Source organism: Klebsiella africana (assembly GCF_020526085.1).
In the GTDB taxonomy this organism is placed as follows: Bacteria; Pseudomonadota; Gammaproteobacteria; order Enterobacterales; family Enterobacteriaceae; genus Klebsiella; species Klebsiella africana.
Map to the genome: position 1 here is coordinate 2,414,244 of NZ_CP084874.1, position 17,599 is coordinate 2,431,842.

Genomic DNA, 17,599 nt, shown 5'->3' on the forward strand with positions numbered 1-17,599 from the left:
TCCTTGATCATGACCACAGTCCCGGCGCGGCGATAAGCGAAGGGCGGGTGGAAAGCAGCGGGCAGAGTATAGAGCAGAAGGTCTTCAAGCGGGTAAACAAGCAATCAATTGCCATAAAAAAACACCATCCTGGCAACAGGACGGTGTTGTTTATCATCACTCAGGCTGAAAATTAACCACCGCGGCGTTTGCGGCCGGTAGCATGGATGTGGTTGATGGTGGTTTCTTCATCGCCTTCCAGCACCACTTTTTTCTGCCGGGAAAGCTTGTAGTTCAGACCGAGAAGATGACGTGCATGATGGTTCGATTTCATTCTGACTCCTTTATCCTGTTCTGGTTTCAAGGGCAAACCCGGTAATGACCGGATGAAATGTAACCCAAAGTCGGTCGCGCGTTTTTTGTGCGGCCACAGGTAGGGTGGTCCATTTTCTCGGCAATAGCAACCCTTGGGAGCCAGATTAAGAACTGTCTCCCTTGCGCGCCGCAGGGGTCACCACTTCATCTCACCGGTATTAACTTTGGCGCTTAACTCCAGCGAGCTGGTCTCCGCCAGGCCCGGCCACTGTGCCTCCATCGCCTTGATCACCCCGGCAGAATCCGAATGCGTCTTCAGCGCCTGCTCGAACTGCTGGAGGTAAGTTTTTGTAAAGCGCACTGCGCTGTCTCCCTCCGGCGGAGTGCCGAGATAATGGCCCGGGATCACCCGCTGCGGGTGCAGGGCGATCATCTGGTCCAGCGTGTTGCGCCATTTTTGACGACTGGCCGGTGTCTGGGTGTCGGCGGTCCAGAGATGCATGCCCCACGCCACGCCGGTGCCGCCGAGGATCGTTTTGTTCGCCCGGATCCAGACGAACGCCGCGTAGTCATGCGGCTGAATCATCGTCACTTTCTCGCCATCGATGGTAAAGCTGTTGGCCTTCAGCGCCAGCGGAACGTACACCTGCGTCGGCGCGCCATCTTTCATTTGCGGGCCCCAGTACGCCAGTTTGGCCGCTTTGGTGGCTTCAATATGCTTGACCACCTCCGGCGTGGCGACCACCTCCGCCTGCGGGAAGGCTTTCACCAGCGGCTCAAGGCCAAAATAGAAATCCGGATCGCCGGAGGTGATCACAATCCGCGTGAGCGGCTTGCCGTTTTTCTTGATCATGTCTACCAGCTTTTCGCCGTCCTTTACGCTGAACTGCGCATCAAACAGCACTGCTTCGTGCGGGCCGGAGACGAGAGTGGAGTTAACGGCAAAGAGACCGTTTTCCTGCGGATTGTAGGTTTGCAGCGTCAGAGGCGCCGCGAAGACCGCGCCGCTGAACATGGCGGTGGCAACAGCAAGGGCAGATAATTTCATGATTTATTCTCATTAACAGGTGAATGCGTTCCATTGTACGGATTTCGCTATTTGATAGAATTCCTGAAATAAGAGATGCTGAGTTTCATAAATCGTGCAGATGAAGGGGGGGTGATGGACAGGGTGATTGCGGCGCAGGTGTATCTGCGTATCTGCGAGCTGGGAAGTCTCAGCGCTGCGGCGCGGGCGCTGGGGATGTCGCGGCCGATGGTGAGCCGCTATCTGGAGCAGATGGAGAACTGGGCCGGCGCCCGGCTGATCCATCGTTCAACCCGCCGGCTAACGCTGACCCCTGCGGGAGAAAAAGTGTTGCTTAAGACCCGGGGGCTGACGCGGATCGCCGATGAAATCGCCGGCGAGCGCCAGCGGGCCGACCCCAGCGGCACGCTGCGCGTGGCCTGCGCGCACTTTACCGCTATGCAGCTGATCTCCCCGCTGCTGCCGGACTTTCTCGCCCGCTATCCGCTGCTGCGCCTGGAGCTGGATATCAATAACCACCCGGTCAGCCTGATCGGCGAGCGCATCGACGTGGCCATTCGCATTACCGACACCCCCGAGCCCGGGGCGATCGCTCGCCGCCTTGGCCTGTGCCATTCACTCCTTTGCGCGGCACCGCGCTGGCTCCGCCAGCATGGCCCCTTGACGACGCTGGAGGATCTGCAACAGCATAACTGCCTGTTATACAGCCACTTTGCCGGCCAGCGCTGGCAGTTCAGCGATGCGCAGGGCCAGGAAGCGTCGGTGGCGGTAAGCGGCAATCTGAGCGCGGGGATCTCTTCTCTGCTGCTGGAGGCGGCGGTCGCCGGGTGCGGGATTGCGATGCTCCCCGAACTGGAGGCGCGGAGCGCGATGGCCAGCGGGGCGCTGGAGGTGGTGCTCCCTGAGTGGACGCCTAAGGCGCTGAGCGTTTACGGCATCTATCTTTCCCGGGATTATCAACCCGATGGGCTACCGCTGTTTCTGGATGCGCTGCAGCGACGTCTGGGGGAAACAGCCACTGCGGCCTGAACAAGGGGGCGGCAACGCCGGCAGGCAGTGGCCCTGCCGGTGAGCTGACGATGAGACTTACTCGTTGCCCCATTGATTAAGGAAGTTGGCGATATCGTCAATTCGACGTTCGTCAATGGCTGCTTCGCGGGCCATCTCCTGCTGCGTCTCTTCATCGATCTCTTCGTTATTCATCAGCCGCTCAATCAGCAGCTGAAAATAGCGCGCCAGCGCATCGCGTTCCGTCTCGTTAACCGGAGAGGCTGCTTCGGTCTCATACTCGTCCACGATGTCATAAAATTTCAGGGGGATCTCATTACTCATCAGTTGTCCTCAGGGTCAGCGCACAGCGGCGGGTGGATATCATAGCATGCTGCCGGCTGAACACGCTGCGGGAGAGGAAAAATCGCCACGCAGGGCGGCGCGGCGATCGTATTGGGGAAGGGGCCGGCATAACGCCGGCCCGGTTATCGTTCCGGAGGCGACGGATTTAGACCACACCATCCCCGCCGTCAGAACACCATACCTGCCCGGAGGTATATGAGCAGGCATCGGAAGCCAGCGTGACATACAGCGGGGCAATCTCTACCGGCTGCCCAGGGCGGCCCATCGGTGTGTCTTTCCCGAACTGTTTCACTTTTTCGTCCGGCTGGCCGCCGCTGGATTGCAGCACCGTCCAGTACGGACCAGGCGCTACGGCGTTCACGCGAATGCCTCGTTTCGCCACCTGTTTAGCCAGCGATTTAGTGAAGATCGCCAGACAGGCTTTGGTCTGGGCATAATCGAGCAGGATCGGACTGGGTTTATACGCCTGCACCGAGGTGGTATTGATGATCGCGCTTCCGGCCTGGAGATGGGGCAGCGCGGCGCGGGTGATCCAGAACGGCGCGTAGACGTTAGTTTTAAAGGTCGCGTCGAAATCTTCGGTGGTGAGCTCCTCAAGGGTCTCGCAGTATTGCTGACGTCCGGCGTTATTGACCAGGATGCTCAGACCTCCTAGCTGTTCCACTGCGTCGGCGACCAGCGACTGGCAGAAGGATTCGGAGCGAATATCCCCCGGGAGGGCTACCGCGGTGCGTCCTTCGGCTTTGATCAGGGCGATGACTTCATCCGCATCCTCTTGCTCTTCGGGCAGATAGTTGATCGCCACATCGGCCCCTTCGCGGGCAAAGGCGATTGCCACTGCGCGGCCAATCCCGGAATCGCCGCCGGTAATCAACGCTTTCTTACCGGCCAGCCGCCCGGTCCCGGTGTAGCTGGTTTCTCCGTGGTCCGGAGATGGCTCCATTTCCGCATCCAGACCCGGCGGGGTTTGTTCTTGCTCCGGGAACTCCGGACGGGGAGCCGTCTCTTCTGGCAACATGGAGGTGGGTAATTTCTTCATTGGCGGTTTTTCATCTTGCATAGTCATCTCCTTCAGACAGAACGGGCCAGCTCTAAGGATAGGTCAGCTTCACGCCTGTTCAGGACGTCGGCGACTGGCATCAGGACGTTTGATATCCGTTAATCGCGGCGCTATCAATGCTTAACTGGCTGATCCTTGGCGTATTTCATGGTGTAGCGCTGCGTTATTATCATTACTGGTAAATTAGGATTATTCCATCATTCATCGTCGCTTAAGGTTATTTTCCCGTTATGAATATTTAGCGTCTTAAAATTTTAAATCGGCCGCAATCGCAATGAAAAAAAATAATTTCCACTCTATCGGTGATGGATTAACTACCTAAATAGGGTTACTATTTTTGAAAGCAAATGTGTCCACCCGGTGGGGAAGAAAAAAATAATTCATGCTTTTCATTTTTTTACAAAACCTTCTTCGGCAAAAAAAAGAGAGCGAAAAATGACAACAATCTAAAGCGAATAAGTCAGTTAGGCGAAATTTATTTCATGGCGCCGCTGCGTTGTTAATTTTTATTTTTCTCTTTGCGTTGATTAGCGTCTGGTTTTAATTTGACTCCTGTGGGCATTCCTCTAGTGTTAGATATCGAGGGCGATGATTTGTAACAGGGTCATTTTCCATTTACCAACCGATATTGATCAAACCAAAGGTGAAAATTATGGCAGAGCATAGAGGCGGTTCAGGTAATTTTGCAGAAGATCGTGAAAAAGCATCCGAAGCCGGGCGTAAAGGTGGGCAGCACAGCGGCGGGAACTTTAAAAATGATCCTGAGCGCGCATCCGAAGCCGGTAAAAAGGGTGGTAAGAACAGTCATGGCGGCGGCCGTAAAGCCGGCGACAGCTAATGACTGAAGCCTGAGACGCCTCACAGAGGCGTCGGTGCAAAAACCTGTGGGCCGCTGGTCCGCAGGTTTCTCTTTATTGGGCCCTTTAATAATAAATATGATCTGGCAACCCGCAGGAATTTATCTGAGAACAGGCAAGGATAAATGAACCGGCAATACGCTGGAAAGGGTTAACTATTTATATTACAGCAGGTAATCAAATGAAGTTGACGCCGGTTTTTATTAAACGCTGTCATCTTGTGGCCGCCGTTATGTGGGTAGGCCTGGCAATACCCTCGTTAATCTGGTGGAAAAACAGTGTCCTGTGGGTCATCCTTATCAGTATTTATGCAAATATTGTGGGGCACTTATCAGGATATAGCGCAGCGCGAGCTGACCAGGCGGCGGAAGAGAATGAAAATTCCGCGTCAAAATAACGAGTTTGCCCTAAGAGGTTTTTATGACTGAGATTGAAAATTACCACAACTGGCTTCGCGATGCGCATGCAATGGAAAAACAAGCTGAAACGATGTTGATTGCGGTGAGTCGCAGGATAGAAAACTATCCGCCTTTGCGCACCCGTCTTGAACAACATCTTTATGAAACCCGTCGGCAATTATCGGCCCTGCAGGATATTATTGCTCGTAATCATATTTCTCGCTCTGTGTTGAAAGAAGCGATGAGCCGCGTGGCGGCGCTGGGCCAGACCATCGGGATGATGCTGCCTGGCGATGAGATCGTTAAAATCATTACCACTACCTATGTTTTTGCCCAATTTGAGGTCGCCTGCTATACCGCCTTATTAACGGCGGCGAAACGAGCAGGCGACCACCATGCCATTCACACCCTGGAAGCGATACTGGCGGAGGAGCGCGGCATGGCAGACTGGCTGCTTCATCATCAGTCGGCGGTGGTGGCAGAATTTCTTCTCCGCGCTGAACGGTCTGGCGTTGAGGTCGGACTGTAAGCAGCCGGAGATGAATTATGGTTAAACGCCACACTATCGCGCTCCGCGCCGCCGAGGAAGAGGTGCCTCTGCTGTTAACCGCCAGACAACAGGCGTTGGTAGACGCAGTGGCTAACAGACCCCTCCCGGCATCGCAGAGTGAATCAGCGCCCGTCGAACCACCCTGCGAGAAAGAGGATGATGTGCGCCAACCGCGCTGAATCCTGGTGACTGACGGGCAGAGCGCAAGGTGATAGGGATGCAACGTGAAGAGTGGTTTCACCGAGCCGTCATTTATCAGATTGATAGTTCGCTGTTTTATGACGCCAATGGCGATGGCTACGGCGATCTCGCCGGCATTCGCCAAAAGCTACACTACGTTCGTAGCCTCGGGGCGACGGTTCTCTGGCTGACCCCGTTTTATCTTACCCCTCTGCAGGATGATGGCTATGACATCAGCGATCATCTGCAGCCTGATCCGAGATTCGGCACCATCGCCGATGTGATTGAGCTGATTGCCCGCGCCCGCGAGCTGGGGCTGCGGGTCATCGTCGAGCTGGTCATTCAGCACACCTCTGCGCAGCATCCGTGGTTTCAGGCGGCCCGGCAAGACCCTCATTCTCCCTGGCGGCCGTACTACCTGTGGGCCGATCGGCCGCCGGACAACGACGATCCCCCGATGTTTCCCGGCGTCGAGGAGAGTGTCTGGCGCTGGGACGAACAGGCCGGACAGTACTACCGGCACATATTTTATCGTCATGAGCCCGACCTGAATCTTGCTCATCCGCCGGTGATCGCGGAAATCGAAAACATCATCACCTTCTGGCTGCAGGCCGGAGTGTCAGGCTTTCGCCTCGATGCCGCATCGCATCTGGTGAAACAGGCCGGGAAGGGCGACGAGGCGCGAGGCTACCCGCTCCTGGACCATCTCCGGCAGGTTGTGCAGCGCCTCAACCCCGATGCGATACTCCTGGGAGAAGTAGACGTCGCGGTAGAAGATTACCGTCATTATTTCGGCCACGGCGATCGGCTGCAAATGGTGCTTAATTTCTGGCTTAACAAGTACCTGTACCTCAGCCTGGCGCAGCAGCGTGCCGCGCCGGTGGTGAAGGCCCTGCAGGCGATGGTGATCCCGCCGGACGGGTGCTGCTTCGTCAACTGGCTGCGCAACCATGATGAACTGGATCTTGAAGGGATTGGCGTTCGCAACAAGCGCCAGGTTATCCGCACCTTTGCCCCTGCTAAATCGATGTCCGTTTACCAGCGCGGCGTACGCCGAAGACTGGCGCCTATGCTGGACGGCGATACCCGGCGCATTGCGTTAGCCCATGCTATCCTGCTGGCGCTGCCCGGCGTGCCGGTGATGCGCTATGGCGATGAGATTGGCATGGGTGACGATCTCTCCTTACCGGAGCGCTACGCGGTCAGAACGCCGATGCAGTGGTCGGCTGCGCCTAATGGTGGCTTTTCCCGGGCAGCGCGGGACGATCTGCCGGTCAAACCGGTGGCCAGCGGGCGGTTCCGCTACCAACGGATCAATGTCGAAAAGGCACTGCGCCATCCCCGATCGCTACTGCATCGGGTGCGAAATATGGTACTGGCGCGGACGGAATACACCGAGCCGGGCTCCATTCCTTTCGCCATTCTCGCGGTGAAACCCGCTGCGGTGCTGGGCCTGAGCTATCTCAGCGAATCGCGGGAGGTGCTGATGCTGGCAAACTGCAGCGAGCAGGCGGTGGAGGTCCAGATCCCGCCGCTGGCTGAGGGCTACTGGAGCCCAATTCTGGAAGATAAGTTGTACCAGGACGCGCTGCACGGCGGGAAAGACGCGCGGCTGAATCTGGGGGGATACGGTTACCGCTGGTTCAGCCGCAGCCTGAGTTAGCGCCGTTTCCCGGAACGACGAAACAGCGCCCGCAGGGCCATCGTTGCCACCGCCACCCCAACGCCGACGGCGACTTTTCCCGGGAGATCGGCGCTAATCGTCACTGCTTTACGCCGCGCGCCATCGTTAAAGGGGCCATGGCCGGGGTGGTTGCCACGCACCGGTGAGAACAGGTCGTCCTGTTGCTCAACCGGTTTCGGCTGAGCGGTAAACTGTCCCTCCCATGCTTTCTTCACCATCAGACGATCGAGCAGGCGCGGGAAGAAAACCTGGCCGAGGATCGACTGGATGGTACTTTTCCCCACCCACAGCTCGTTGACCGGACGCCGGATGACGTTGTAGATGGCGTCGGCGGCCACCTCGGGCTGATAGACCGGCGGCACCGGCTGCATGGCCTGATCCATTTTGTTTCGCGCCCAGCCAAACTGGGCAGTATTCATCCCTGGCAGTTGTACCATGGTCAACTGGATAGGGATCTCCTCGTGCATCAGTTCGGTACGCACGGCATCGGTAAAGCCGCGGATCGCCGCTTTGGCGCCACAGTAGGCCGATTGCAAAGGGATTGAACGCCAGGCGAGTGCCGAGCCAGCCTGAATAATCACTCCGCGCTCCCGGGGCGTCATGACCGCCAGCGCTGCGCGGGTGCCGTTCACATACCCGAGGTAGGTCACCTCCGTCACCCGGCGAAATTCTTCATCACTCATCTGGCGAAAGGGCGCCAGGACGGTAGCCATGGCATTGTTGATCCACACGTCTATCGCACCGAGGGTGGTTTCCACCTCAGCGGCGGCACGTTGCAGGGCGCTGGCATCGACAACATCGACGCTGATAGCCAGTGTTTTTACGCCGAACCGTTCACAGAGTTGCTGTGTCTCCTGCAGACCGGTTTCGTCCCGAGCGATCAGCGCCACATGGTAGCCGGCGCGGGCAAAACGTAGCGCGGTGGCTTTACCCACTCCCGCGGTACCTCCGGTAATGACCATTACAGACATAGTGACCTCATTATTGTTAGCTAACGCAATATTCACTGCACGGATCGGTTAATTATTTCTCACCTATCGCAATCCAGAGGTGAGAAATATCCTGGAATAAACGCAGTGTGAATCAGGCGACATATCCAGGTTACTTTGGACAGATCCTGCCAGGCTCGATGAAGACGTTCTATAATCTGTAAGATCCCTGACAAACTGCGAGGAGGAAAAATGTTGATATTAGACGTTCTTAGCGTTGAAAAAGAAGAGGATGATGCCACCCGTGCTCCGGAGTCGGGCGATAAACAACCGGAGCGCGATAAATAGCAAACTGATACTATTCCTGTTGGGGAATAATAGATATCTGGCCGTTACGCTCAAGAATGGCGTATTTTATCGCGTGCAGTTCGTAAATCCCATGGTGCTGCCTGGCGGCCAGCAGGATATCATCGACAGAAATATTAACGAGCTTGATCTTCTCGTCGATGACAGCACCATTTTCCACCACAATAACCGGAGAGCCATCGAGGAAATTTTCTGCCTGTGAAAAACGCTTCTTAATATAGCCGAATAAAATATCAATACTGACCAGGGTGACGATGGTGAGCATCGAGCCGGTAACGGAATAGTCAGTACTGAGCATCGCCTGCTGAGTGGCTTCGCTAATTATCAGCAGTAATATCAGATCAAAATTGGTGAGCTGCATTAGCGTTCTTCTTCCTGCAATTTTGAAAATAATCAACAGGATAATATAAATTGCCGCAGCTCTGAGTACCATTTCCATAACGACTCCTACGGATAAATAAATTGAGACCAGGTGACAGCAGACCGATCGTTTACTGCCGCTTGCAGGGTGATATTCCCAGCCGTTTTGGGGGTAATGGAAAGCCACACTGACATCGGCAAACGATGGGGCGTCTGCTGATACACGAGATATAATTTCCCGCCGGTGCTGTACATCTTATCTGGTTGCGGGCGGATATCACCGATCTGGTAGCGGGTTAATATCGGGGCGGCTAAGCTGATAATGGTATCGCTGGCCGTATCCGGTTTAATCTGAATATTCAGTTCGGTTTCACTCATCAGCCTGGCATAACGCTGGTAATCAACGGCTAATTCACCGCTGGCGCTTTCCCGGTGCGCTTCGCTGAAATACCCCGAAGACCACAGGCCGCTTAGCGCGGTGAGGATGATGAGGCCTAACATAATTATCCCATAGCGCCGGAAGTAATATTCGAAGCGTAGTGCTCGGACATTCTCATCGACGATAGGACGAGGCTGTTGATTCTTAATCATTAGTATTTTCCCGGTGCGTCGTTTTGGCAGCAGCGTAACGATAAGGACTTTCTTATATTAGACGATATCAGAACAATTGACTTTGTAAAAATGACCAGCCTCAGCCAGGCTTTATTGTCATCATCAGCAAAAAAATGGAGGCATGATGAAAAAATTAGCATGGGTCATGGCCAGTCTGTTCGCCGTGGGGATAGCCCAGGCGGAAGATAAGGGAGGGTTTAGCCAGGATGCCGCACCGCCGCCGCCACACAAACTGAATGATGGCTATCGCGGCGTTGAGGAGGGGCGGATTATGACTGTCGAACAGGCGAAAACCATGCACGACGGCGCGACCATCTCGCTGCGCGGTAACCTGCTCACCCGTGAAGGGGATGACCGTTACCAGTTTCGCGATAAAAGCGGCACCATCACCGTGATTATCCCGCACGCCGCCTTTAACGAACAACACGTAGAGCCTGACGATCTGGTCAATATCAACGGCAGCCTTGATCGCAAAATGACGCCGCCGGTGGTGCGTATCGATCGTCTGCTCAAACAGTCGCCTAAGTAAGCGGAGCACGTCGCTATGAACACCATTTCTCACTCGCAAGACGAAGAGCGCAGTAAGCAACCTGCCCGTGAGGCACCGGGGAAGCAGGGCGAGGTGCCGCGTAAACGGGACGACAGCAAGGATGACAAATCCGATCCCTGGCATCCGCAGGGGGGCCGATAGCGTCATCATTTGTCACCAACGACACGAAAACCAGAGGAAAGCGGGTGCCAGAGGCCGCATAAAGACGCAGCTTCGGCATCACGCACTATACTTTTGTTCGACATTATCACTGGAGGAAACATATGGCGATTCATAAGAAAGGGCTGGCCCACTGGGAAGGCGACCTGAAGCATGGTAAAGGCACGGTGTCGACAGAAAGCGGGGCGCTGAGCCAGCAGCCCTACGGCTTTAACACCCGTTTTGAGGGGGTGAAGGGCACCAACCCTGAGGAGCTGATCGGCGCCGCGCATGCCGCCTGTTTCTCAATGGCCCTGTCATTGATGCTCAGCGAAGAGGGCTATACCGCCACGTCAATCGACACGACGGCGGTGGTCACCCTCAATAAAACCGATGGCGGCTTTGCGATTACCGACATCGCGCTGCAAAGCCAGATCGTCCTGCCGGATGTTTCACCCGCGGCGTTCGATGAGATCATCCAGAAAGCGAAGGCCGGATGCCCGGTATCGCAGGTGCTGAAAGCCAATATTACCCTCGATTACCAGCTGAATCCGTAAGCCGTCGTGCCCGCGTGCTGCGGGCACTCTTTCCGCAATATCTCTCCCAGTGCTATCCAATAGTGGTATCTTTTGTCCTTTAGTTGAGCGTAAGGGACACCATCATGATCGGCATTCGCCGAATGATCGAGGCGCAGGTGCTCGGCCTGACCGGCATGGCGCTAAAAGAGATCGACTTTGAACGACCCAAAGGTGAGCCGGGCCTGTTTGGTCCGCAGTCGGCCATCTGGCAGGTACACGGCGATTTTACCTCTATGCTGTGCGGCGGCATTAGCGCGCTGTTGCTGCAGATGTTGCACCCTCTGGCGCTGGCCGGCGTCTGGGATCACTCTCGTTTTCGCGAGGACATTTTTGGCCGCCTGCGCCGCACCAGCCAGTTTATTTCCGCTACCACCTTTGCCACTACCCCCGACGCCGAACGGTTAATCGCCAAAGTGCAGGGGATTCATCAGCGGATCGGCGGGGTGGATAAGGACGGAACCCCGTACCAGGCGAGCGACCCGGCGCTGTTAACCTGGGTGCACGTCGCCGAGTGCAGCCGCTTTATGGCCTCCCACCTGCGCTACAAGCGGACGGTGGTCAGCGCCGAGCGCCAGGAGGACTATTTTCGTGAGTCGGCGGAAATAGCGCGGCGGCTGGGGGCTCGGGATATTCCTCAGACCCCGCAGGAGGTGGCGGACTATCTCGAGGCGATGCGCCCCCGGCTGCGCTGCGACGAACGCACCCGGGAGGTTGCTCAGGTGCTGCTCTCCACCCGTCTTCCGGGGCGGATGAGCCGGCCGGTCGGCCGGGTGATGATGAATGCAGGAATCGACCTCCTGCCGGAATGGGCGCAGGAGATGCTGGGGTTGTCGCTCACGCCGCTGCAGCGGCGCACGACGCGCTTGATGGTCCATGGCATCGCCCGCGTGCTCCGTGCCTCGGTACGCAACGGCGCGTGGCATTGTGCCATGCGCCGGATGGCAGTGGAGTAAAGGTCACTCCGCGTTGCCCAGCTGTCGGGCAATCAGCGCCTCCAGGCTGCCATCCGCCCGCCACTCGCTCAGCGCTTCATTTATCGCGTTAAAACGCGCCACGTCTCCCCGGGCGACGCAGATGGCCTGCTGGATCTCGGTAAAATTATCCGCCAGTACCCGCATCCCAGCGTGCTGACGGGCTGTCGCCTCCAGCGGCTGTCGGATACCGGCGACCATATCCCCTTCACCGGCGAGAAAGGCGTCAATGGCTTCCTGCGAGGAGGGAAGGCGACTCAGGCTGGCGTGCTGCAGATGACGGGTTAACCACAGATCGTATGCGGCGTTTTGCCCGACATTAATAGTGGTTGCCGGGCGATCCATGTCGGCCACCCGCTGGCAGGGCGAATCAACTCTGACCAGCGCGGTGCCCTGAATAGTGATATAGGGCGAGGTAAAACGTAGGGTCGCCTCCCGGGCCGGATCGATGGCCAGAAAGGCAATGTCCCAGTGCTCGCCACCGGCGTCAGCCACCACTTTACCCGCGGCTGGATAGGGAACGAACTCGGCGCTGACGCCCCAGCGCGTCGCCAGCCGATGGCTGAGCTCGACGGTGATGCCCGAGGGCTTTCCTGTCTCCCCGAGATGGGCCAGGACCGCATTGCCCAGATTAATGGCAAAACGCAGTCGGGATGAAGTGATCTCTGACATCGCTGACTCCTGTAGTGGTTAAGATAAAGTGGCCCGACCTGTGGCCGCCTTCAAAAGATAGTTCATTGGCGTACGGTTGTAGCGGTCCTGCCTGACTTTCAGAAAAGATAAATTACCGCAGCAGAGATATCGTTAAACGGCAAAGCAATGGCTTTTATATTGTTAAGCATAAACTCAGCTTGTCAGTTTATTCTTCCCGCTCACTAAGGGAGAGAAATAATGACACAACATAATTTTGAAAATGATAATAAATATCATGAGCGTTCGGTGCAGGCGCGAAAGAGTACCCTTGTTAGCGTGGTGGTTAATATTTTTCTTTCTGCCTTGCAGGTAGCCGTGGGAATATTCTCCGGCTCTCAAGGATTAATTGCCGACGGAATGCACTCACTTTCCGATCTGGTTGCCGATGGGGTGGTGCTGGTGGCGAATAAAAAGAGCCGTCGACCGTCCGATCACGATCACCACTATGGCCACTGGCGCTATGAGAACGGCGCGTCCCTCATCATCGGCGCGATTCTGGTGCTGGTTGGGGGTGGCATGCTGTGGTCCGCGGCAGGCCATCTCGCGCAACCGCAAACTATTCCGCCGGTGCACAGCGCGGCGCTGTGGATGGCGCTGGCGGCCCTGGTGGTCAAGGAGGGATTGTTCCGCTATATGCTGGCGGCCGCCAGGCGGCTTAATTCATCGCTGCTCATCGCCAACGCCTGGCATGCCCGCTCCGACGCCGCATCCTCCCTGGTGGTGGCCGTGGGGATTATCGGTAATCTGGCTGGGTTTGCCTGGTTCGACCCGCTCGCCGCGCTGGCGGTGGGGCTGCTGATTGCGCGCATGGGCTATCGTTTCGCCGCCAGCGCGCTGCATGATTTAATGGACCGCGCGGTTGATGAAGAGATGCAGCAGGCGATCGCCGATACGCTGCGAACGACGCCGGGCGTGGTAGGCCTCCACGATCTGAAAACCCGTAAGGCGGGGGATCTGGTGTTGGTGGATGTGCATCTCGAGGTGGCTGGCGAGATGTCGGTAGCCGAAGGACATCAGATTGCCCGTCAGGCGCGGGAGCGGGTGCTGGCGCAGCATTCGGTGCTTAACGTAATGGTGCATCTCGATCCCTGCGAAGCGCATGGGGTTGACGAAAGCGGTCTGATACACCCGGTATCATAAGCGGAAAAATGAATTGGCTCAGCGGTTATTTTTTCTTCTGAGCCATTATTGCTGGCGCATTGATTGCCTGAAATATAAAAAAGGCCCATACTAAAAACGCCATTACCATCGCTAAATAATGGCGCAGATCTGCCCATCGCAGTTAACGATAAAATAAACCAATCGGCTCATAGATAATCTCTATTCTGTATTCAGAGATAATGACCAGAACGGTAATTCAGGAAGTCAGACAATGATCATTCGACCAGAACAACACTGGTTTCTTCGCCTATTTGACTGGCACGGCTCCGTGCTGTCGAAAATCATCTTTCGCCTGCTGCTAAATGTGCTGATGTCGATCATCGCCATTATCAGCTATCAATGGTACGAACAGCTGGGGATCCACTTAACCGTGGCGCCGTTCAGCCTGCTGGGGATTGCGATTGCGATTTTCCTCGGCTTTCGCAACAGCGCCAGCTACAGCCGCTTCGTCGAGGCGCGCAATCTGTGGGGGACGGTGCTTATCGCCGAACGCACGCTGGTGCGTCAGCTGCGCAATATCCTGCCGGCAGAACACGATGCCCATCGCCGCATCGTCAGCTATCTGGTGGCCTTTAGCTGGAGCCTGAAGCACCAGCTGCGCAAAACCGATCCGACGGCTGACCTGCGGCGGTTGCTGCCCGAGGAGAAGGTGAGCGAAATCCTTGCCAGCTCAATGCCCACCAACCGGATCCTGTTGCTGGCTGGCAACGAAATTGGTCAGCTGCGCGAGACGGGCAAGCTCAGCGACATCACTTACGGGCTAATGGACAATAAACTCGATGAGCTGGCGCACGTGCTGGGCGGTTGTGAAAGGCTGGCCACCACCCCGGTGCCTTTCGCCTATACCCTGATCCTGCAGCGTACCGTCTACCTGTTCTGTACGCTGCTGCCGTTCGCCCTGGTCGGCGATCTGCATTACATGACGCCGTTTGTCTCGGTCTTTATCTCTTACACCTTTCTGTCCTGGGATTCGCTGGCGGAAGAGCTGGAAGATCCGTTCGGCACGGCAGCCAATGACCTGCCGCTGAACGCGATGTGTAATACCATCGAGCGCAATCTGCTCGACATGACCGGTCAGCATCCGCTGCCGGAGACGCTGCGTCCGGACCGTTACTTCAATCTGACCTGAGCCTGGCACACCGGGCGGTTTCCGCTGCCCGGTCATCACTTTCCGTAGCCATTTTATCCGTCACAGCACCGCAGTGATAAGCGCAAAATTTGCAAATAAGTTAAATTTAACACCTGATAGATAACATCAATTATACAGAATTGTGGTGTATGTTATTATTCAGTTAACAAACGCAGTACCTACGCTTTCCCATCGTACTATCCTTGAGAAACAGCATTCTTTTCAGGTGACGCCATGCGATTCACGCTTCGTCGCCGGGGTTGTCGTACGCCTTTTTCGGCTCGCGACAGCCAGAACAGAGCAGCAGGAGTAAAGAGATGACCAATAAAAGACGCGCGGTTCCCGGTGTTCACCCCTATGACGGTCCGGCAGGCGGGTGGGGCGCGTTGAAGGCCACGGCCATCGCCGTGCGCACCCAGATGGATGCCTTTGAGGCGCCCGCCACGCTGCTGCGCACCAACCAGCCGGATGGGTTTGACTGCCCGGGCTGCGCCTGGCCGGATAAAGAACATAAATCGACCTTCCAGTTTTGCGAAAACGGCGCCAAAGCCGTTACCTGGGAGGCGACCACCAAACGGGTAACGCCCGCGTTCCTCGCGGCCAATACGGTATCTTCCCTGCTGGCAAAAAGCGATTTTGAACTGGAGGGCTACGGCCGCTTAACCCATCCTTTGGTTTACGACCGGGCCAGCGATACCCTCCGCCCGGTGGCGTGGGAGCAAGCCTTCGCCCGTATCGGCGAGATCCTCCGCAGCCTGCAGCCGGATGAGGTAGAATTCTACACCTCTGGCCGGGCGTCCAACGAAGCGGCGTGGCTGTTCCAGCTGTTTGCCCGCGAGTATGGCACTAACAACTTCCCCGATTGCTCCAACATGTGTCATGAATCCACCAGCGTGGGCCTGCCACAGTCGATCGGCATTGGTAAAGGCACCGTGTCCCTCGACGATTTTGACCAGACCGAGCTGGTGATCTCCATCGGCCATAATCCGGGCACCAACCACCCGCGGATGATGGGCACCCTGCATGAGCTTTCCCGCCGCGGCGTGCCGATTATCGTTTTCAATCCGCTGCGTGAACGGGCGCTGGAGCGTTTTGCCGATCCGCAGAACGTGATGGAGATGGCGACCCGGCGCTCGACGCCGATCGCCTCGACCTACTACCAGGTACGGGCCGGTGGCGACGCGGCGGCGCTGAAAGGGATCGCCAAAGCGCTGCTGCAGCTGGAAGAGGAGCAGGGCAATGTGCTCGACCACGCGTTTATTGCCCAGCATACCCAGGGTTTCAGCGCCTTCACCGATGACCTCCACGCCACCTGCTGGCAGGATATCGAACAGGAGTCTGGCCTGACGCGCGAATCCCTGACCCAGGTTGCGGTGGCTTACGCCAAATCCAGGGCCACCATCGTCACCTACGGCATGGGCATCACCCAGCATAACAAAGGTACCTCCAACGTGCGTCTGATTGCTGACCTGCTGCTGATGCGCGGTAATATCGGCAAGCCGGGGGCGGGGATCTGTCCTTTGCGCGGTCACTCGAACGTGCAGGGTAACCGCACCGTTGGGATCAGCGAAAAACCCTCCGCGGCCTTCCTCGACAGCCTGCAGCGGGTGATGGGGATTACGCCGCCGCGGCATCATGGCCACGATGCGGTCAAGGCCCTGGAGGCCATGATCGCCGGCGAAGCCAAAGCGCTGATCTGTCTTGGGGGAAACTTCGCCGTGGCGATGCCGGACCACGAACGCGCCTTCCCGGCGATGCGCGGCCTTGAGCTCAGCGTTCACGTCGGCACCAAGCTCAACCGTTCGCATCTCCTGACAGCGAAAGAGACCTTTATTCTGCCGTGTCTGGGCCGCACCGAGCTTGACCTGCAGGCCAGTGGCCGGCAGTCGATCACCGTCGAGGATTCAATGTCGATGGTGCATGCTTCGTCGGGCAAGCTTAAGCCCGCCTCGCCGATGCTGCGCTCGGAGCCGGCGATTGTTGCTGGTCTGGCGAAGGCCACCTTGCCAGCCAGTAAAGTGGACTGGCTGTACCTCGTGGAAGATTACGATCGCATTCGCGATCTCATCGAACAGACCATTCCAGGATTCGAGGATTATAACCAGCGCATTCGCCATCCCGGTGGCTTTCGCATGCCGCTACCGCCGACCGAGCGCATCTGGCCAACTGCCACCGGTAAAGCCATGTTCTCGGTGTTTAAAGGGGTGCATGAGAACGTGGTGGTGGAGGGTGAGGACGTGATGCGCCTGGTGACGCTGCGCAGTCATGATCAATACAACACCACCATCTACGCGATGGATGACCGCTACCGTGGCGTCTTTGGCCGCCGCGACGTGCTGTTTATGAACGAGCAGGATATGGCCGCCCAGGGTCTGGAGCATGGCGATCGGGTGGATATCCATACCGCGCTGCCGGACAGCGCGCTGACGCTGGAGGATATCACGGTGGTGGCCTACGGCATTGCGCCCGGCACCGTCGGCGCCTATTATCCGGAAGCCAACGTGCTGGTGCCGCTGAACTATCTCGATGAAGAGAGCGGCACCCCTTCGTATAAGTCGGTTCCCGTTCGCCTGACGCTGCGCTCGAAAGAGATCCGTCCGCTGGCCGGCGTGCGCTAAACAGGTATAGCGCAGAGCGGCGTCGCGCCGTCCTGCGCCCGCCGCCCCCTCCTGTCCTCGCTTGAATTTATCGGTAGTGAAACTAACATTC

General features: G+C 56.9%; 22 protein-coding genes. 14 read left to right on the plus strand and 8 right to left on the minus strand.

Features of this window, described 5'->3' with window-relative positions:
- Positions 1–47 precede the first annotated feature (47 nt).
- Positions 48–176: a hypothetical protein gene (locus LGL98_RS11770; protein ID WP_002906122.1), complete on the plus strand. Its 129-nt coding sequence runs from the start codon at positions 48–50 to the stop codon at positions 174–176.
- On the opposite strand, the gene sra is transcribed toward LGL98_RS11770, so the two are convergent.
- Positions 173–313, minus strand: a complete 141-nt coding sequence (gene sra, locus LGL98_RS11775; protein WP_136032802.1) for a stationary-phase-induced ribosome-associated protein — start codon at positions 311–313, stop codon at positions 173–175. The genes LGL98_RS11770 and sra overlap by 4 nt on opposite strands.
- A gap of 177 nt (positions 314–490) precedes the next feature.
- Positions 491–1,342: a Vmh family MBL fold metallo-hydrolase gene (locus tag LGL98_RS11780; RefSeq protein ID WP_136032804.1), complete on the minus strand. Its 852-nt coding sequence runs from the start codon at positions 1,340–1,342 to the stop codon at positions 491–493.
- Between the two features lie 114 nt (positions 1,343–1,456).
- Here LGL98_RS11780 and LGL98_RS11785 point away from each other — a divergent pair, with 114 nt between their 5' ends.
- Positions 1,457–2,350: a LysR family transcriptional regulator gene (locus LGL98_RS11785; RefSeq protein WP_136032806.1), complete on the plus strand. Its 894-nt coding sequence runs from the start codon at positions 1,457–1,459 to the stop codon at positions 2,348–2,350.
- Between the two features lie 57 nt (positions 2,351–2,407).
- On the opposite strand, the gene LGL98_RS11790 is transcribed toward LGL98_RS11785, so the two are convergent.
- Positions 2,408–2,653, minus strand: a complete 246-nt coding sequence (locus tag LGL98_RS11790) for a DUF2543 family protein (protein WP_136032809.1) — start codon at positions 2,651–2,653, stop codon at positions 2,408–2,410.
- A 166-nt stretch (positions 2,654–2,819) separates the two neighbouring features.
- Positions 2,820–3,734, minus strand: a complete 915-nt coding sequence (locus LGL98_RS11795) for an SDR family oxidoreductase (protein WP_168435338.1) — start codon at positions 3,732–3,734, stop codon at positions 2,820–2,822.
- Between the two features lie 652 nt (positions 3,735–4,386).
- Here LGL98_RS11795 and LGL98_RS11800 point away from each other — a divergent pair.
- The 5 genes from LGL98_RS11800 to LGL98_RS11820 all read left to right on the plus strand — a co-directional run bounded on the left by LGL98_RS11800 (position 4,387) and on the right by LGL98_RS11820 (position 7,382).
- The gene (locus tag LGL98_RS11800; RefSeq protein ID WP_008804757.1) at positions 4,387–4,572 is read left to right on the plus strand and encodes a con-10 family general stress protein; all 186 of its coding nucleotides are present in this window, start codon (positions 4,387–4,389) and stop codon (positions 4,570–4,572) included.
- Positions 4,573–4,772: 200 nt separating this feature from the next.
- Positions 4,773–4,988 (plus strand): hypothetical protein, encoded by a 216-nt coding sequence (locus LGL98_RS11805; protein WP_136032810.1) that lies wholly within the window; start codon positions 4,773–4,775, stop codon positions 4,986–4,988.
- A 23-nt stretch (positions 4,989–5,011) separates the two neighbouring features.
- Positions 5,012–5,518, plus strand: a complete 507-nt coding sequence (locus LGL98_RS11810; RefSeq protein ID WP_136032812.1) for a ferritin-like domain-containing protein — start codon at positions 5,012–5,014, stop codon at positions 5,516–5,518.
- A 17-nt stretch (positions 5,519–5,535) separates the two neighbouring features.
- Positions 5,536–5,718, plus strand: coding sequence for a hypothetical protein (locus LGL98_RS11815; RefSeq protein ID WP_136032814.1), 183 nt, complete (start codon positions 5,536–5,538; stop codon positions 5,716–5,718).
- Between the two features lie 38 nt (positions 5,719–5,756).
- Positions 5,757–7,382, plus strand: a complete 1,626-nt coding sequence (locus LGL98_RS11820; RefSeq protein WP_136032817.1) for an alpha-amylase family protein — start codon at positions 5,757–5,759, stop codon at positions 7,380–7,382.
- On the opposite strand, the gene LGL98_RS11825 is transcribed toward LGL98_RS11820, so the two are convergent.
- The 3 genes from LGL98_RS11825 to LGL98_RS11835 all read right to left on the minus strand — a co-directional run bounded on the left by LGL98_RS11825 (position 7,379) and on the right by LGL98_RS11835 (position 9,649).
- Positions 7,379–8,374, minus strand: a complete 996-nt coding sequence (locus LGL98_RS11825) for an SDR family oxidoreductase (RefSeq protein WP_136032819.1) — start codon at positions 8,372–8,374, stop codon at positions 7,379–7,381. The two genes, LGL98_RS11820 and LGL98_RS11825, sit on opposite strands and share 4 nt — an antisense overlap.
- A 316-nt stretch (positions 8,375–8,690) precedes the next feature.
- Positions 8,691–9,137 (minus strand): DUF421 domain-containing protein, encoded by a 447-nt coding sequence (locus LGL98_RS11830; RefSeq protein ID WP_136032821.1) that lies wholly within the window; start codon positions 9,135–9,137, stop codon positions 8,691–8,693.
- An 8-nt stretch (positions 9,138–9,145) separates the two neighbouring features.
- Entirely contained in the window at positions 9,146–9,649 is a 504-nt protein-coding gene (locus tag LGL98_RS11835) for a hypothetical protein (RefSeq protein WP_136032823.1), read from the minus strand.
- A 145-nt stretch (positions 9,650–9,794) separates the two neighbouring features.
- On the opposite strand from LGL98_RS11835, the gene LGL98_RS11840 reads away from it, so the two are divergent.
- From LGL98_RS11840 to LGL98_RS11855, 4 genes are all read left to right on the plus strand, one after another.
- Positions 9,795–10,199, plus strand: a complete 405-nt coding sequence (locus LGL98_RS11840) for a YdeI family stress tolerance OB fold protein (protein ID WP_136032825.1) — start codon at positions 9,795–9,797, stop codon at positions 10,197–10,199.
- A gap of 15 nt (positions 10,200–10,214) precedes the next feature.
- Positions 10,215–10,361 (plus strand): hypothetical protein, encoded by a 147-nt coding sequence (locus LGL98_RS11845; RefSeq protein WP_168435339.1) that lies wholly within the window; start codon positions 10,215–10,217, stop codon positions 10,359–10,361.
- A gap of 122 nt (positions 10,362–10,483) precedes the next feature.
- Positions 10,484–10,915, plus strand: a complete 432-nt coding sequence (locus tag LGL98_RS11850; RefSeq protein WP_002906030.1) for an OsmC family protein — start codon at positions 10,484–10,486, stop codon at positions 10,913–10,915.
- 104 nt (positions 10,916–11,019) lie between these two features.
- Entirely contained in the window at positions 11,020–11,889 is an 870-nt protein-coding gene (locus LGL98_RS11855) for an oxygenase MpaB family protein (RefSeq protein ID WP_136032826.1), read from the plus strand.
- Between the two features lie 3 nt (positions 11,890–11,892).
- Here LGL98_RS11855 and LGL98_RS11860 read toward each other — a convergent pair whose 3' ends face one another.
- Positions 11,893–12,579, minus strand: coding sequence for an ABC transporter substrate-binding protein (locus tag LGL98_RS11860; protein ID WP_136032828.1), 687 nt, complete (start codon positions 12,577–12,579; stop codon positions 11,893–11,895).
- A gap of 219 nt (positions 12,580–12,798) precedes the next feature.
- Between LGL98_RS11860 and LGL98_RS11865 the strand changes: the two genes are divergently transcribed.
- From LGL98_RS11865 to LGL98_RS11875, 3 genes are all read left to right on the plus strand, one after another.
- Positions 12,799–13,740: a cation diffusion facilitator family transporter gene (locus tag LGL98_RS11865; RefSeq protein ID WP_136032831.1), complete on the plus strand. Its 942-nt coding sequence runs from the start codon at positions 12,799–12,801 to the stop codon at positions 13,738–13,740.
- A 232-nt stretch (positions 13,741–13,972) separates the two neighbouring features.
- Entirely contained in the window at positions 13,973–14,890 is a 918-nt protein-coding gene (locus tag LGL98_RS11870) for a bestrophin family protein (protein ID WP_136032832.1), read from the plus strand.
- A gap of 317 nt (positions 14,891–15,207) precedes the next feature.
- Positions 15,208–17,508 (plus strand): FdhF/YdeP family oxidoreductase, encoded by a 2,301-nt coding sequence (locus tag LGL98_RS11875; protein ID WP_136032834.1) that lies wholly within the window; start codon positions 15,208–15,210, stop codon positions 17,506–17,508.
- Positions 17,509–17,599: the final 91 nt, after the last annotated feature.

Bases quoted from the DNA above. Each gene is read 5' to 3' on its own strand.
- LGL98_RS11790 (WP_136032809.1), bottom strand. From the start codon at position 2,653: ATGAGTAATGAGATCCCCCTGAAATTTTATGACATCGTGGACGAGTAT.
- LGL98_RS11865 (WP_136032831.1), top strand. From the start codon at position 12,799: ATGACACAACATAATTTTGAAAATGATAATAAATATCATGAGCGTTCG.
- LGL98_RS11855 (WP_136032826.1), top strand. From the start codon at position 11,020: ATGATCGGCATTCGCCGAATGATCGAGGCGCAGGTGCTCGGCCTGACC.
- LGL98_RS11815 (WP_136032814.1), top strand. From the start codon at position 5,536: ATGGTTAAACGCCACACTATCGCGCTCCGCGCCGCCGAGGAAGAGGTG.
- LGL98_RS11785 (WP_136032806.1), top strand. From the start codon at position 1,457: ATGGACAGGGTGATTGCGGCGCAGGTGTATCTGCGTATCTGCGAGCTG.
- LGL98_RS11875 (WP_136032834.1), top strand. From the start codon at position 15,208: ATGACCAATAAAAGACGCGCGGTTCCCGGTGTTCACCCCTATGACGGT.
- LGL98_RS11795 (WP_168435338.1), bottom strand. From the start codon at position 3,734: ATGCAAGATGAAAAACCGCCAATGAAGAAATTACCCACCTCCATGTTG.
- LGL98_RS11860 (WP_136032828.1), bottom strand. From the start codon at position 12,579: ATGTCAGAGATCACTTCATCCCGACTGCGTTTTGCCATTAATCTGGGC.
- LGL98_RS11870 (WP_136032832.1), top strand. From the start codon at position 13,973: ATGATCATTCGACCAGAACAACACTGGTTTCTTCGCCTATTTGACTGG.
- LGL98_RS11820 (WP_136032817.1), top strand. From the start codon at position 5,757: ATGCAACGTGAAGAGTGGTTTCACCGAGCCGTCATTTATCAGATTGAT.
- LGL98_RS11810 (WP_136032812.1), top strand. From the start codon at position 5,012: ATGACTGAGATTGAAAATTACCACAACTGGCTTCGCGATGCGCATGCA.
- LGL98_RS11780 (WP_136032804.1), bottom strand. From the start codon at position 1,342: ATGAAATTATCTGCCCTTGCTGTTGCCACCGCCATGTTCAGCGGCGCG.
- LGL98_RS11800 (WP_008804757.1), top strand. From the start codon at position 4,387: ATGGCAGAGCATAGAGGCGGTTCAGGTAATTTTGCAGAAGATCGTGAA.
- LGL98_RS11845 (WP_168435339.1), top strand. From the start codon at position 10,215: ATGAACACCATTTCTCACTCGCAAGACGAAGAGCGCAGTAAGCAACCT.
- LGL98_RS11850 (WP_002906030.1), top strand. From the start codon at position 10,484: ATGGCGATTCATAAGAAAGGGCTGGCCCACTGGGAAGGCGACCTGAAG.
- LGL98_RS11840 (WP_136032825.1), top strand. From the start codon at position 9,795: ATGAAAAAATTAGCATGGGTCATGGCCAGTCTGTTCGCCGTGGGGATA.
- sra (WP_136032802.1), bottom strand. From the start codon at position 313: ATGAAATCGAACCATCATGCACGTCATCTTCTCGGTCTGAACTACAAG.
- LGL98_RS11830 (WP_136032821.1), bottom strand. From the start codon at position 9,137: ATGGAAATGGTACTCAGAGCTGCGGCAATTTATATTATCCTGTTGATT.
- LGL98_RS11835 (WP_136032823.1), bottom strand. From the start codon at position 9,649: ATGATTAAGAATCAACAGCCTCGTCCTATCGTCGATGAGAATGTCCGA.
- LGL98_RS11825 (WP_136032819.1), bottom strand. From the start codon at position 8,374: ATGTCTGTAATGGTCATTACCGGAGGTACCGCGGGAGTGGGTAAAGCC.
- LGL98_RS11805 (WP_136032810.1), top strand. From the start codon at position 4,773: ATGAAGTTGACGCCGGTTTTTATTAAACGCTGTCATCTTGTGGCCGCC.